This window comes from Conexibacter sp. DBS9H8 (assembly GCF_023330685.1).
In the GTDB taxonomy this organism is placed as follows: Bacteria; Actinomycetota; Thermoleophilia; order Solirubrobacterales; family Solirubrobacteraceae; genus Palsa-465.
Genome location: NZ_CP097128.1, coordinates 2,922,138 through 2,935,919, shown reverse-complemented (window position 1 = coordinate 2,935,919; position 13,782 = coordinate 2,922,138). Strand labels below are relative to the sequence as shown.

Sequence of the window (13,782 nt, the reverse complement as noted above, 5' to 3'; positions counted from 1 at the left end):
CGCTCGCGCCGTCGGCGCGTGCAGATCCCGGTGTCTGCTCCGCTGTGCCATGCTCATCCGCCGATGCCCGGCCTGATTGAGCGCTACCGTGACCGGCTCCCCTTCTCCGCGGGAGACCCCGTCATCTCCCTCGAGGAGGGGTCGACCCCGCTCCTCTTCGCCCCCCGCCTATCCGAGCGGGTTGGAGCCGAGGTCCATCTCAAGCTCGAGGGGCTCAACCCGACCGGCTCCTTCAAGGACCGCGGGATGACCTGCGCGGTGTCCGCGGCGGTCAGGGACGGCGCCGAGGCGGTCATCTGCGCGTCCACCGGCAACACGGCCGCCTCGCTCGCCGCCTACGCTGCCCGGGCGGGGATTCGCGGTGTCGTGATCGTTCCGGAGGGCAAGATCGCCGTCGGCAAGCTCGCCCAGGCGCTGATGTACGGGGCGCGGGTGATCTCCCTCGCCGGAAACTTCGACGCCGCCCTCACCCTCGTCCGCCAGGTCGCCTCGGTTCATCCGATCGCCCTGGTGAACTCGGTCAACGATTTCCGGATCGAGGGTCAGAAGACGGCGTCCTTCGAGATCGCCGAAGCGCTCGGCGACCTCGACGCCCTCTGCATCCCGGTCGGGAACGCGGGCAACATCACCGCCTACTGGAAGGGGTTCCGCGAGGTCGGGCTCGCCCCGCGGATGTTCGGCTTCCAGGCAGCCGGAGCGGCGCCGCTCGTGCACGGCGCCCCCGTCGCCCACCCGGAGACGGTCGCCTCGGCGATCCGGATCGGGAACCCGGCCCGCTGGGAGCAGGCGATGGACGCGATGACCTCCTCCGCCGGTGGCGTCGCCGCCGTGACGGACGCGCAGATCCTCGACGCCTACCGGTTCCTCGCCCGCCAGGAGGGTGTCTTCTGTGAGCCCGCCTCTGCCGCCTCGGTCGCCGGCCTGATCGCCCACGGGGCCGGCGGCGCCGAACGGGTCGTCTGTGTGCTCACCGGCAACGGGCTCAAGGATCCGGACACCGCCCTCAGCCAGGTCAGCGGCGTCGTTGCCTGCGCTGCGGAGATCTCGGCGATCGAGGCGGCGGTTCTGTGACCGGTTTCGGCTCGGCGCGTGGGCGATGACCCTCGCGCGACGGCGGCTCGTTCGGGTGCCGGCCTCCTCGGCCAACCTTGGGCCGGGCTTTGACGTGATGGCGGCGGCGCTCGGCCTCGGCCTCGAGGTCGAGGTCGCCGAAACGGGACGGTTCGGCGTTCACACCGACCTACCGGTGCGGACCGACCGGGACAACCTCACCGTCCGCGGCTTCGAGGCGCTCCATCCCGCCGACGACTTCTCCTTCACCGTCCGCTCGGCGATACCGCTCAGCGGGGGCCTGGGCTCCTCGGCTGCCGCGGTGCTTGCGGGGGCGATGGCTGCAGATCACATCTTCGAGCTCGACGCCGACCTGCTCGCGGTCGCCGCCGCGATCGAAGGGCACGTCGACAACGCCGCCGCCGCCCTGCACGGCGGTGTGGTGATCGCCTCCGCCGGGCGGGTCGACCGCCTCGATGCGCCGCTCGGGCTCGAGGCGGTGCTCGTCATCCCGCACCGCGCCGTCGCGACCGCCGCTGCGCGGGCGGCGCTGACGCCGGACGTGCCCCGCGCCGACGCCGTGCACAACCTCGCCGCGCTCGCCCGGCTCACGCTCGGGCTCGCTCGGGCGGACTTCGAGCTGATCGCCGCCGGGCTCGCGGATCGTATCCACCAGCCTGCCCGGGCGTCGCTGTATCCGCAGTCGACCGAGCTCGTCGCCCGGGCGACCGATCTGGGTGCCCTCGGGGCGACGATCTCGGGGGCGGGTCCGACCGTGCTCGTCTGGACGACGGTGGAGACGACCGGGTTCGTCTACGACGCGCTGCGTCGCGACGTGTCGGACTGGGCTCGGGTGCTGCGGGCCCCGTTCGAGTCCCAGGGGGCCTACGTCACTGCGTTGTGAACGCCACCGCAGCGTTCACAGCGGGCCGGCCTGCCACAGCTGCCGGGGCCCCGGTCAGGAAGCGATCTCGGCGGCGAGGTCGGCGAGTCGGGCCCGGGCGCCGGGCAGGGTGAGGCGCCGTAGCAGCTCGTCGGCGATGTTGAGGTAGTCGACGCCGAGATCGGGCCGGTAGTCGATGATCGACTGGGCCCGCTCCGCCGACTCGGCGTAGGCAATCGAGGCGCGAACGGTCGTGTCGAGCAGCTTCTCCCCGAAGTGCGTTCGCAGGGAGGCGAACGCCTCACGTGAGTGGCGCGTTCGCATGTCGGCGATGTTGAGGATCACGCCGAGCAGGGCGAGGTCGGGGTTGAGCGCCTCCCGGGCGAGCTCGATCACCCCGGTTGCCTGCTCGACTCCCTGCATCGCGAAGTATTGGGCCTCGGCGGACAAGAGCGCCCAGTCCGCGGCGACGAGCGCATTGACGGTCAGCAGCCCGAGCGAGGGGGGACAGTCGATGAGCACGAGATCGTAGCGATCTCGGACGCTGCGAAGGGCGCGCTTGAGGGTGAGCTCGCGCCCGATCTTCCCGCCGAGGGCGAGCTCGGCCTCGGCGAGGTTGAGGCTCGCGGGGACGACGTCTGCGTGGATCGCCTCGCTGAGGGTCGCCCGGTCCGCGAGGACGTCACCGATCGTCGGGGTCGCCTCCGGGTCGACGTCGAGATAGTCCGAGAGGTTGCCCTGAGGGTCGAGATCGACGGCGAGAACCGACAGCCCGACGCGACGAAACACGTCGGTGAGGGTCCGTACGGTCGTCGTCTTCCCGGTGCCTCCCTTCTGGGAGAGGACAGCGATCGTCGCCATGTCGGCGCCATCCTAGAGCGTGGTGGCGCCCCCCTGCCGGGGGCGGGGTCAGGCCCAGTCGCGCGCCGGCGTGCCCTCGCGCATGCCCGACACGGCCGGGACGTCGAGGAAGTGCAGGTGGTGGCGGCCGATGACGACCTCGTCACCGTCGGCGAGCGTGCTCCACTCGACACGCTCCCCGTTGACGAACACGCCGTTGAGGGAGCGGTCGTCGAGGACGCGCAGCCCGTCGGGTTGGCGAACGATCAGGGCGTGACGACGGGACACCGTTGGGTCGTCGAAGCGAATGTCCGCGGCGAGCGAACGTCCGATCCGTGTCCACTCCCGCCGCAGGGCGAAGCTGACGATCTCACCGTCACCGGAGCGGTAGCCGAGATACTGGCCGGGCGTCGCGATGCTGTCACGCAGCTCGCTGAGCCAGGCGTCGTCGAGTGGCGCCGACCCTCCGAGCTGGACCATCGGCGTCTGAGCGGTGGTGAACAGCGACGCACGAACGAACTCGCTGCCGCCGCAGTTGGGGCAGGTCGGGAGTCCGTCGACGGACTCCAGGGACAGCTCATGGTCACATTCGGTACAGCGAAAGGTTCCGGTCCCGGCGACATCGCCTGACATCCAAGCTTTCATGGCACGACTCTCCTTAGGGCGATCAGGGGCCGCGCACCGGGTGGGGCGCTGCGATCCAGTGTACCCCCGGTCGGCGCGTGGGAAACCCGGTTGGACGGGAGGGGAATCGCCGCCGGGGCCGAACTGGCCTGCATGGCCATCGAACCCTCCGGCGTGCTGTCGCTCGCCCCGTCACCCCCGCGGCGCCACCACCACCGCGGTGGCGCCGATCAGTCCGAGCCGCGCGACGCAAACGCGCTCGAACTCGCCCTGCTGCGGCGTGGACTCGCCGGCGTCTCCCACACAACGGAACGCTGCGGCCGCTGCCACCGCACCCTGCTGCTCGGCGAGCGGGTCTACGCCTACGCCTCCGGGGCGTTGCGCTGTGAGCTCTGCCGGGACCTCGCCGGCGGCGATCTCACCGACAGCCACACCGTGCACGGGCCCGAGTTCGGGCACACGATCCGCGTCCTGGACCGTCGCGGCGGCCGCTGAGATGGGCCCCGCCGCCTCGCCTCGCGGCCGCAGCGCACGCGCGGGCGATGGTGGTTAGACTTGCGGCCGCTTTGGAAGTCAAGACCGCGCATAGAACCCTCCGCCTCGCCGCCCTCGTCGCCGTCGTCGCCGTCGCCCTGCTGCTGAGCGGTTGCTCGCTCTCCCAGCGCAAGGTGCTCACCGGGATCACCGAGGATCAGTTCAGCAACGGCATCGAGCCGTACTTCAACGTCGGCGGGATCACCTACCAGATCCAGGAGAGCCGCGCGCTCAACGCGTTCGGCAGTGACGTGGAGTATTTCGCCGGCATCAAGGATGCGCAGAACATCCCGCCCGGGGACTTCTGGTACGGGGTGTTCCTGTGGGCCAAGAACCAGAGCAATCAGACGCTGACGACCGCTGACCACTTCATCCTGACCGACTCGGCCGGCAACTCTTACAAGCCGATCACGCTCAACCCGAACGTCAACCAGTTCGCCTGGACGGCCACCCCACTCCAGAAGGGCGACATCGAGCCGAACGCCGACTCGGTGATGGCGACCGACTCACCCGGCGGCGGTGTGGTGCTCTTTGAGCTCCCCAACTCGGTCTATCAGAACCGTCCGCTCACGCTGCACATCTATGCGCAGGGCGCGACGAAGGCCGCGTCGGTCTCCCTCGACCTCTGAGACGCTGCCCCGGCGTCCGGGCCGGATGCCGTCCCGGCTCCGGCACTTGGTGAGAGGCCCGGCCGGGCTTGTGCGGGCTGTCGTTTCCGGGTTCGTCATCCTTGCGGCGGTCGTCCTGCTGTGCGCCTCCGGGCTGCTCGCGTCCGCGCGGCCGGCCCGGGCCGGGACGGGCGCGCGGACGCCGCGCACCGACGGCGCCGGTGTCCGCCGCCCCGGGCGCGTCGGTGCCGGACCTGTGGCCGATCACCTGGCGGCGCCGGTCCCGCCGCCGCCGGGAACCTGGACGGCGCCCCGCATCGCTCTCGGACCGGTCACGGCTGCGCTGATCGCCCCGCAGATCAGCGTCGACGCCGCGGGAGATTGGGTCGATGCGAGCGGGACGACGGCCGCGAACGCCCCGGCGGCCGCCCGGGCGGCGATCGCCGAGGGTGGTCCGGACCCCCGGACCCCGATCCACTCGGTTTCTCTCGTCGCCCAGCAGGTCCTCTCCGCCGGCCTGGAGGGCAGGAGGCTTGTGCTGCTCGCCGGCACGAGCCCGGCGGGAGCCGGCACCGGTTGCTGCTCGAGTGCGGAGCTCGGCGCCGGGACGGTCACCGCGCCTGGGGCGCTGCGGCCGGTCCTGTCCGGACTTGAGGGGCCCACCACGGCCGCGCTCGTCCCAGTCCGCGGAGGATGGCTGATCGGGGTCGACAATCAGGCGGGCATCACTGCGCTTGTCTCCCGGACCGGGGCCGGCGTCACCGCCTCGAAGTTGCTCGCCGGCTCGAACCCGACCCCGGGCCTGATGGCCGCCGGTCCGTGGCCGGGCGGGGGGGCGGTGATCGTCTGGACGGCGCCCGACACGGCGGCGGCGACGGTGACTGGAACGACGACGACCCCGAGCCCGGGCGGTGCGGCCGCCGGGACGAGCACCGCAGCCTCCGGCTATGACCAGCCCGCCGACGGACGGATCGAGTTCGCCCTCGCGGGTGTTGGCCGGCTGCCCGGGGCGCCGCGCCTCGCCGTGTCGGTGCCGCCGGGACGGGAGATTGACGCGCTCACGGTCACCCCGTCCGCGACCGGGGCGCTGATCGCGTGGACGGAGAGCTGGTTCGCCGGTGCCCGCTACCGCTCGGCCGTGTTCTGGGCCTCACTCGCCCGCGGCGCCCGCGCTCACCTGCTCTCCTCCCCCGCCACCGCGGCCGTGGGGGTCTCCCTCGCCGGTCAACCTCGCCGGCCCGAGCTCGTCGCCTGGCAGGCCTGCCGGGTCGGGCCGGGCACGTGCACGACGGACGCGGCGCTCTGGCGCCGTGGCGGGGGCTGGGGGCACGTGCGCGTCCTCGGCCCGGATGACCCGACCGGATTTCCGGTCGCATCGGCAGCCACCGACGGGAACGCGCTCGTCGGCTGGATCGCCGGTGGGCGGGTCCGTGTCGCCGTCCACCGTGCCACGAGCTCGGGTTTCTCGACGGCCGCGACGATCTCCCGCGGGTCAGGGGCCAGTGCGCTGGCCCTCAGGTTCGGGGCCGGACCGGAAGCGGTGGCCGCGTGGGTCCAGGGCACAGACCGCGAGCGGCTGATGTCGGCTCTGTGGGAGCCCTGATCAACCAGCGCTGAGCGCGGCGACGAGGAGCGAGCGGACGGCCGGGGCGGCCGAGGTCGCCCCGTACCCGTTGGCCGGGAACAGCGCGCAGGCGACGACGTCGGCGGACGAGTCGGGCACGAAGCCGACGAACCAGGCGTCCGTCTCCTTCGTGTTGTTCGCCTGCCCGGCCGTGTTCGCGAGCTCGGCCGTCCCGGTCTTGCCGGCGGGCCGGTAGCCGGGGATCTGGGCCGATACCCCGGTGCCGAAGCTGACGACGGCCTGCATCATCGTCTGCACCTCCCCGGCGACCTGCGGGGTCGTCGCCGTCACGAAGCGTGGGGGGGCGGTCGCGAGCAGGGTCGGCAGCGGGCGGCGTCCGCCGTTGGCGATCGTCGCGCCGGCGTCGGCCATCTCGAGTGTCGTCGTCTCCAGCTGGCCCTGTCCGATCGCGGTCGCTCCGACCGCGGTCGCGTCACCGATCGTCGCCGCCGACGGGATCGTCGACTCGAGCGCGCCGGGAATCCCCGTCGGATGGTTGAAGCCGAACCGCTCGGCCTCGGCGACGAGCCGGGGACCGCCGATCTGGATCCCGAGGGGTGCATAGGTCGTGTCGCAGGAGACGGCGAAGGCGACGAGCAGCGTGCCGCCGCACACCTCACCGGCGGCGTTCTGCATGATGAAACCGCCAACGTCGGCCTTGGATTCCATCGGATAGGTGCTGTTGAGAGTGGCGACACCGTCCTGCAGGGCGGCGGAGGCGGTGATGATCTTGAACGTCGACCCGGGCGGCTGGAGGTCGTTGAAGGCGAGCCCGGCGGCCGCCTCGATCGCCCCGGTCCGGTAGTTGATCACCGTCATTCCGGCGTAGGCGCCGTTGAGTGCCTGGATCGCCGCCGCCTCGAGTTGCGGGTTGATCGTCGTCCGCACCGTCGCCCCGGGCTGCGGAGTGACGGAGGCGAGCACCCGCCGGCCGGCCCGCAGCGTGCCGCCCGGCCGCCCGGCGAGCCGGCGCTGGAAGATCATTTCGAGCCCGTCCTGTCCGACCTGGGCGTCGGCGGGATAGCCGAGGTTGTCGTAGTAGCTGCGCTGGGCCGCGGGGATCGGCCCGAGCGTGCCGACGATCTCCCCGGCCACCTGCGGGATCGGCGAGGTCCGGCCCGGCCCCTCCGCCAACGGGGTCCCGTCCGCCGCCTCGATTGTCCCGCGCGCGCCGAGGGTGGAGCTGCGGGACAACGTCTCACCCGGGCGCAGCCCGGGGAACACCATCATCGGGGCGAAGTCGAGGTGCGTGCGGTCCTGGGGATCGAGGGCGATCTGCAGGCGTTCGTGGAGGGTGCCGAAGGCGTGGGTGCGGACGGTCGCGCGGACCGACGCCGTGTTGCCGGACAGGGACACCGTGTGGGAAAACCGCAGCGACACCGCGGTCGCGGTCGCCGCCGCGGTCCGGTAGGCGGCGACGAACTGCGGCTTGCCGATGCGCCGTCGTGCCGCCGGGGACAGCAGCGCGTACATCCGCGTGAACTCGTCGTGGGTCCATGCGTTGAGGTACCGGCGGACGAGGACCCGCTGTGAGTGTCCGGTTGCACCCGCCGCGTAGGCGCCGAGCAGGAAGGCGCCGACAGCGAGCACGGCGAGGCCGCCGGCGAGCGGCACCGCACGGGAGCGCAGCCGCTGGCGCCGTCGCGTCGGGCGGCGAGCCGGGGGCTGAGGTCGCCGTCCGGGGGACGGTGGGGTGCGCGGGGTCACGGGGTGGGCTGCGGGGTCGCTCCAAGCGAGTAACCCACAGAGCGGCAAAGGTTAGGCCCACCGGCTCCGCTTCATCGCTCACTAACCTCTGGGGCCGTGTCCGTGGCCGACTGGGTAATCGTCGCCTTTGCGCTGCTCCTCGCGCTGCGGGGATATTCCCGCGGGTTCATCGTCAGCGCGCTCGCGCTGATCGGGTTCGGCGCCGGGGCGCTGATCGGCACCCACGTCGGCCCGCTCATCCTCAGCCGCGGTGCGAAGTCGCCGTACGCGCCGATCTTCAGCCTCGGCGGAGCCCTGCTGCTCGGCGGGCTCGTCGGCACGGTTTCTGAGGGGATCGGCCTCCGCGCTCGCCGGCTCCTGTTCATTCCGGGGCTGAAGTTCCTCGACGGTCTCGCCGGGGCGGCGCTCAGCGCCTGCCTCGCGCTCGCGACCGTGTGGATCCTCGGTGCGATCCTCCTCCAGGTTGACAACTCCCCGGGGCTCCGCCATCAGCTTGCCGCTTCCCGGATCCTCCGCACCCTCAACGAGATCCTGCCGCCATCCGGGCCGATTCTCAACACCCTCGCGCGGATCGATCCGCTCCCGGCGGTCAACGGCCCGGCGGCGAGCGTCAGCGCCCCCGCCGCCGCGATCGTCAACGCCCCCGGGGTGATCCGGGCCTCACCGAGTGTCGTCAAGATCACCGGCAGCGCCTGTGGGCTCGGGGTCGAAGGGAGCGGCTGGGTGGCCGGACCGGGGCTCGTCGTCACGAACGCCCACGTCGTGGCCGGAGAGAACGACACCCAGGTCCTCGTCGCCTCGGGCACGACACTGCCGGCCCGGGCGATCCTGTTCGACCCCCACAACGACATCGCCATCCTGCGCGTCCCGGACCTGAAGGAGCCGGCCCTCCGCCTCGATTCCCACCCGACCGTCGGGCTGTCGGCCGCGATCCTCGGCTTCCCGGAGGACGGACCGTTCAACCGCCAGCCCGCCCGGCTCGGGGACACCGAGTTCACCGAGACCCAGAACGCCTACGGCAACGGCCCGGTACTACGCGACATCACTGCGCTGCGGGGGCTTGTCCGCCCCGGTAACTCGGGCGGGCCGATAGTCGACGCGGCCGGTCAGGTCGTCGCGACCGTGTTCGCCCAGATCACCAACAACCCGGTCGGACGGCCGGGGGGCTTCGCCGTTCCCAACCGGGTCGTCGCCGTCGAGCTCGCCCGGGCCCGGCGGGCCCGGCACGCGGTCAGCACCCAGGCCTGCGCGGACTGATGCCCGGCAGGGGGCGTGCCGGGTAGCGTGCCCGGGCCCGGGGAGCGATCCCGCTACGCTCCGCCGTCCATGGCCAAGACGCTCGTCATCGCAGAGAAGCCGTCCGTCGGCAAGGATCTCGTCAAGGTCCTCCCCGGCGCCTTCTCCGTAACCGAGGACAAGAACGCGCTCGAGGGTCCCGACTACGTCGTCACCTGGGCGGTCGGGCACCTCGTGCAGCTCGCCGATCCGGACGAGTACGACGAGAAGTACGCCAAGTGGCGGATGGCCGACCTGCCGATCCTCCCGAAGAAGTTCAAACTCGTCGTCCGGGACGAGCGCTCCAAGAAGCAGATGGCTGTCGTCTCCCGCGCGCTGCGTCGCGATGACATCGATCACGTCATCAACGCCTGTGACGCCGGACGGGAGGGGGAGCTGATCTTCGCCTACCTGTACGAGAAGAGCGGCTCAAAGCTGCCCGTCAAGCGGCTCTGGCTCAACTCGATGACCCGTCAGGCGATCGCCGAGGCGTTCGCCGCGCTCCGCCCGGGGGAGGAGTTCGCCGCCCTCGAGGAGGCCGCGCGCTCACGCTCGGAGGCTGACTGGATCGTCGGGATGAACGCCACCCGCGCGGCGACGATCCGGCTGCGCTCCTCCTTCGACGGCGCCGTCTCCCTCGGCCGTGTGCAGACCCCGACGCTGGCGATCCTCGCCCGCCGCGAGGAGGAGATCAAGGCGTTCGTCCCCGAGCCCTACTGGGTCGTGGACGCGCGCTTCCTCGCCGACCCCGACGGCGGGGCCGACGGTGCGCCGGGGGGACGCCGCGCCTACGACGGTCGCTGCCACGTCGGCGCCAACCCGCGGCTGCCCAATGCGGCGGCGGCGGCCGCCGTCGTCAGCGCCTGCGAGGGGCAGACCGGCACCATCACCAAGGTCACCACGACCGAGCGCCGGGACCGGGCGCCGCTGCTGTATGACCTCACCGCCCTGCAACGGGACGCTTCCTCCCGCTACGGCTTCAACGCGGCGCGCACGCTGCGGGCCGCCCAATCGCTCTATGAGGGCCACAAGGCGCTCACCTACCCGCGGACGAACTCCCGCTACATCACCTCCGACATGATCTCCGAGATCAAGCCGATCGCCCGTCTGCTCGGCGAGCAGCGTGAGTACGCCACGGCCGCCGCCTACGTGACCGGGCTGGAGATGCTGCCGCTGCAGCGGGTCGTCAACAACGAGAAGGTGACCGACCATCACGCGATCATTCCCACCCTCGCGGAGAAGCACCCGGTCGAGAAGATGTCCGATGACGAGCGCCGCATCTACGACATGGTCGTCCGCCGTTTCCTCGCCGTCTTCCATCCGGAGGCGGTGTTCGAGAACACCCGGGTCGAGACGACCGTCGGCGAGCACGTCTTCCGGACCCGCGGCAAGGTGCTGCTCGTGCCAGGGTGGCGTGGCGTGTACGGCGAGGGCGTCGAACCCGACGGCGGCGGCGAGGGGGATGAGGAGGACGAGGGCGCCGAGCAGCAGCTCCCCAAGCTCGCCCAGGGCGAGCCGGCGACCGTCCATCGGATCCGCTCGGAGGCGAAGGAGACCAAGCCGCCGCGGCGCTACTCGGACGGCTCCCTGCTCGCGGTGATGGCGACGGCGGGCAAGCTCGTCGATGACGAGGAGCTTGCCGAGGCGATGAAGGAGTCGGGGATCGGCACCCCGGCGACCCGGGCGGCGATCATCGAACGGCTGCTCACCGTCGGCTATCTCGAGCGCGACGGACGGTCGCTCGTGGTGACCGAGAAGGGGCTCAACGTCATCCGGCTGCTCGGTCAGCACGCGCTCACCTCTCCGTCGCTCACGGGCGAATGGGAGGCCCGGCTCGCGAAGATTGAGACGGGCACCGACACCCGCACCGCGTTCATGGCCGACATCGCCCGGTTCGCCGAGGAGACCGTCCACACCCTCGACACGACGCTCAAGGACATTCGGATCCCGCGGGCGAACCTCGGGCCCTGCCCGGTGTGCGGCCAGGACATCATCGAGAACCGTAAGGGCTACTCCTGCTGGTCGCGGGCCGACCCGGGCTGTGGGTTTGTCATCTGGAAGGCGAAGGCGGGCAAGACGCTCACCCCGGCGATCGTCAAGGAGCTGATCCGCACCGGCCGCAGCGAACGTCCGGTGACCGGGTTCAAGGGCCGCTCGGGCAAGTCCTTCCGCGCCCGCCTTGCTCTGATGCAGACCGAGGAGGGGCGCTGGCGGGTCGAGTTCGACGAGCCGTGGGCGCGCGAGGGCGCCAAGCCACCGGAGGCCGACGAGTCCGCCGAGAGAGCCGGCACCGAGGTGCCGACCGCCGCCGCGGACGCGGCGCCCGCCCGGGCGGCCTGAGCGCGACGGACCGGGCCGACGCGGGCGGCCCGCGCCCGCCCGCGTACTAGCCTCAGCGTTCATGCCCGACACCTTCGCTGAGCTCGCAACCTTCCTGGAGATCCCCTCCGTCTCCGCCGACCCCGCCCATCGCGAGGACGTGCTCGCGGCCGGTCGCTGGGTTGTCGACTTCCTCGTCGGGGCCGGCGGGGAGGCCGAGCTGATCGACTGGCACGGCCAGCCGATCGTTCACGGCACGATCGCCGCCTCCAGCGACCCGGAGAACGCACCGACGGTCCTCTGCTACGGCCACTTCGACGTCCAGCCTCCCGACCCGCTGGAGCTGTGGAAATCGGCTCCCTTCGCCCTCACCGAGCGGGACGGTCACCTGTACGCCCGCGGCATCGCCGACGACAAGGGACAGCTGTACCTGCTGCTCGCTGCCGCCCGCCAGCTCGCTCAGGCGGGCACGCTGCCGGTCAACGTCCGCTTCGCCTGTGACGGGGAGGAGGAGACCGGGGGGCACAGCATCGTCGAGTTCATCGCCGCCGACACCGGGCCCGCGGACGCGGCGGTGATCTTTGACAGCGGCATGATCGCCGCCGGCCTGCCTGCCTTCAACGTCGCGATGCGCGGCTTGATCTACTTCCATCTCAGCCTCCGCACCGGTACGAGCGACCTGCACAGCGGCGTGTACGGCGGCGCGGCGATGAACGCGGCGGCCGCCCTCGTCGCGACCCTCGGCGCGCTGCTCGCCGTCGACGGGCGGATCGCCGAGCCGCTGCGGGAGGGGATCATCGCCCCGACCGCGGAGGAGCTCACCGGCTGGGCACAGCTCCCGTCCGGGGGCGGGGAACTCGCCCAGCAGGGCGCGACCCCGGCCGACCGGACCGCGGCGGAGGAGTTCTATCTGCGTACCTTCGCCGAGCCGACCTTCGAGATCAACGGGATCCACTCGGGCTCGCCGGAGCTGGAGAAGACGGTCCTCCCGGTCGAGGCGATCGCCAACGTCTCCCTCCGCCTCGCCCCCGGACAGGATCCGGCGCGGATCGCCGCCGCGTTCGAGGCGCTCCTGACCGCCGCGGTCCCTGATGGTGCGACGCTGACGGTCACCCAGTTGTCGGCCGCCCCTCCCGGCATGGTCGCCCCGGACGCCCGTGCGATCCAGCTCGGACTCGACGCGTTCACGGAGACCCTCGGCGTTCGTCCGGCGCTGATCCGCTCCGGCGGGACCCTGCCGATCGTCGCGGCGCTCGCCGACCGTGGCATCCCGACGATCATCTCCGGCTTCAGCCTGCCGGACGCGAACATCCATGCGCCGAACGAGCGGCTGCCCGCCGCCGCGATCGGAACCGGCATCGCGACCGCCGCCGCCGTGTTCTCCCGTCTCGCGGAGCTGTAGCTCCCCGAGACGGGAACCGGCCGTGTCTCCCTTGCGGATGGCGCCGTCCCCCCATCGATAGGTTGTCCGGTCACTGGTGGAGTGGGAGGTTGCCGCCATGGCCACCATCACTCCCCCCGCCACCCTCGTTCCGGCAGCCGGTGCCACCGCACCGGCCCCTGAGGCCGATCATGAGTCGCTGCCCCGGCGGATGTCGCTTCAGCACGAGCTGTTCGGCGCGTGGTGTGCGCTGATCTTCACCGTGCTGACCATCGTCGGGTTCCTCGGCCTCTCACGCTTCTACCATCCCGTCGCCGGGAACGTCCCCGACCGTGTCCTCGCCGGCTTCTACGCCAGTCACCGCTTCGGCGTCGAGCTCGGCATGTCGATCTTCGCCCTCGCGACCGTGTTCCTCGCCATCTACACGATCGAGCTGTCGATCGCCCTCTGGCGCCGTGAGGGCACCACCCCGCTGTTCGCGATCGGTCAGCTGCTCGGCGGCTTCGCCGTCGTGATGCTCATCTTCATCTCCTGCTGCCTGTGGATCGGGGCCGCCTACCGCGCCGGCCAGGCCGGCAGTGACGTCACGGCCGCGCTCAACGACACGTCGTGGTTCGGCTTCCTCGTCGGCTGGGTGATGCTTTCCCTGCAGATGGCCTGTGCGGGCGTGATCGTCATCCGCAGCCACGCCCACTCCCGTCACCCGCTCGCCCCCCGCTGGGTCGGTTGGGCGACGATCCTCGGCGCGATCGTCCTCGCCACCGCCAACGGCTGCGCCTTCACCAAAGGCGGCACCTTCGGCTGGAACGGCGTGCTCGGCTACTACCTGCCGATGGCGATCTGGGGCGTCTGGCTCGACGGGATGGCGTTCCTGCTGCGCGCTGACGTGAAGCGACGGATCGCCGCCGCCGAGACCCAATACCGCGCCTAGACCTCA

Annotated in this window: 12 protein-coding genes; 9 read left to right on the top strand and 3 right to left on the bottom strand. The window is 71.7% G+C overall.

The annotated features are described in order from the left end of the window. Positions 1 to 63 precede the first annotated feature (63 nt). Entirely contained in the window at positions 64 to 1,071 is a 1,008-nt protein-coding gene (gene thrC, locus M3M55_RS14010) for a threonine synthase (protein ID WP_249010117.1), read from the top strand. Positions 1,072 to 1,096: 25 nt separating this feature from the next. Beyond that, complete coding sequence (gene thrB, locus M3M55_RS14005) at positions 1,097 to 1,954, top strand: homoserine kinase (protein WP_249010116.1); 858 nt, start codon at positions 1,097 to 1,099, stop codon at positions 1,952 to 1,954. A gap of 54 nt (positions 1,955 to 2,008) precedes the next feature. Here the strand turns inward: thrB and M3M55_RS14000 are convergent, their stop codons facing one another. Further along, positions 2,009 to 2,794 carry a ParA family protein gene (locus M3M55_RS14000; protein ID WP_249010115.1) on the bottom strand — a complete coding sequence of 262 codons (786 nt, stop codon included), beginning with the start codon at positions 2,792 to 2,794 and terminating at the stop codon, positions 2,009 to 2,011. A gap of 48 nt (positions 2,795 to 2,842) precedes the next feature. Then, on the bottom strand, positions 2,843 to 3,418 hold the full coding sequence (locus M3M55_RS13995) for an FHA domain-containing protein (RefSeq protein ID WP_256469015.1): 576 nt from the start codon (positions 3,416 to 3,418) through the stop codon (positions 2,843 to 2,845). Positions 3,419 to 3,550: 132 nt separating this feature from the next. On the opposite strand from M3M55_RS13995, the gene M3M55_RS13990 reads away from it, so the two are divergent. From M3M55_RS13990 to M3M55_RS13980, 3 genes are all read left to right on the top strand, one after another. Then, positions 3,551 to 3,892: a hypothetical protein gene (locus M3M55_RS13990; protein WP_249010113.1), complete on the top strand. Its 342-nt coding sequence runs from the start codon at positions 3,551 to 3,553 to the stop codon at positions 3,890 to 3,892. Positions 3,893 to 3,963: 71 nt separating this feature from the next. Next, positions 3,964 to 4,560 (top strand): hypothetical protein, encoded by a 597-nt coding sequence (locus M3M55_RS13985; protein WP_249010112.1) that lies wholly within the window; start codon positions 3,964 to 3,966, stop codon positions 4,558 to 4,560. A gap of 49 nt (positions 4,561 to 4,609) precedes the next feature. Then, a complete protein-coding gene (locus tag M3M55_RS13980) occupies positions 4,610 to 6,142 on the top strand; it encodes a hypothetical protein (protein WP_249010111.1) in 1,533 nt (510 codons plus the stop codon). On the opposite strand, the gene M3M55_RS13975 is transcribed toward M3M55_RS13980, so the two are convergent. Next, complete coding sequence (locus M3M55_RS13975) at positions 6,143 to 7,777, bottom strand: penicillin-binding transpeptidase domain-containing protein (RefSeq protein WP_249010110.1); 1,635 nt, start codon at positions 7,775 to 7,777, stop codon at positions 6,143 to 6,145. A 189-nt stretch (positions 7,778 to 7,966) separates the two neighbouring features. Between M3M55_RS13975 and M3M55_RS13970 the strand changes: the two genes are divergently transcribed. From M3M55_RS13970 to M3M55_RS13955, 4 genes are all read left to right on the top strand, one after another. Continuing rightward, positions 7,967 to 9,127 (top strand): MarP family serine protease, encoded by a 1,161-nt coding sequence (locus M3M55_RS13970; protein ID WP_249010109.1) that lies wholly within the window; start codon positions 7,967 to 7,969, stop codon positions 9,125 to 9,127. Between the two features lie 69 nt (positions 9,128 to 9,196). Beyond that, positions 9,197 to 11,485 carry a type IA DNA topoisomerase gene (locus M3M55_RS13965; protein ID WP_249010108.1) on the top strand — a complete coding sequence of 763 codons (2,289 nt, stop codon included), beginning with the start codon at positions 9,197 to 9,199 and terminating at the stop codon, positions 11,483 to 11,485. A gap of 61 nt (positions 11,486 to 11,546) precedes the next feature. Then, positions 11,547 to 12,866, top strand: coding sequence for a M20/M25/M40 family metallo-hydrolase (locus tag M3M55_RS13960; protein WP_249010107.1), 1,320 nt, complete (start codon positions 11,547 to 11,549; stop codon positions 12,864 to 12,866). Between the two features lie 97 nt (positions 12,867 to 12,963). Next, a complete protein-coding gene (locus M3M55_RS13955) occupies positions 12,964 to 13,776 on the top strand; it encodes a hypothetical protein (RefSeq protein ID WP_249010106.1) in 813 nt (270 codons plus the stop codon). The last annotated feature ends 6 nt before the right edge of the window (positions 13,777 to 13,782 follow it).

Excerpts from the sequence above, each read along its gene's own strand:
- M3M55_RS14000 (WP_249010115.1), bottom strand. The coding sequence starts at position 2,794 with ATGGCGACGATCGCTGTCCTCTCCCAGAAGGGAGGCACCGGGAAGACG.
- thrC (WP_249010117.1), top strand. The coding sequence starts at position 64 with ATGCCCGGCCTGATTGAGCGCTACCGTGACCGGCTCCCCTTCTCCGCG.
- M3M55_RS13965 (WP_249010108.1), top strand. The coding sequence starts at position 9,197 with ATGGCCAAGACGCTCGTCATCGCAGAGAAGCCGTCCGTCGGCAAGGAT.
- M3M55_RS13955 (WP_249010106.1), top strand. The coding sequence starts at position 12,964 with ATGGCCACCATCACTCCCCCCGCCACCCTCGTTCCGGCAGCCGGTGCC.
- M3M55_RS13995 (WP_256469015.1), bottom strand. The coding sequence starts at position 3,418 with ATGAAAGCTTGGATGTCAGGCGATGTCGCCGGGACCGGAACCTTTCGC.
- M3M55_RS13990 (WP_249010113.1), top strand. The coding sequence starts at position 3,551 with ATGGCCATCGAACCCTCCGGCGTGCTGTCGCTCGCCCCGTCACCCCCG.
- M3M55_RS13960 (WP_249010107.1), top strand. The coding sequence starts at position 11,547 with ATGCCCGACACCTTCGCTGAGCTCGCAACCTTCCTGGAGATCCCCTCC.
- thrB (WP_249010116.1), top strand. The coding sequence starts at position 1,097 with ATGACCCTCGCGCGACGGCGGCTCGTTCGGGTGCCGGCCTCCTCGGCC.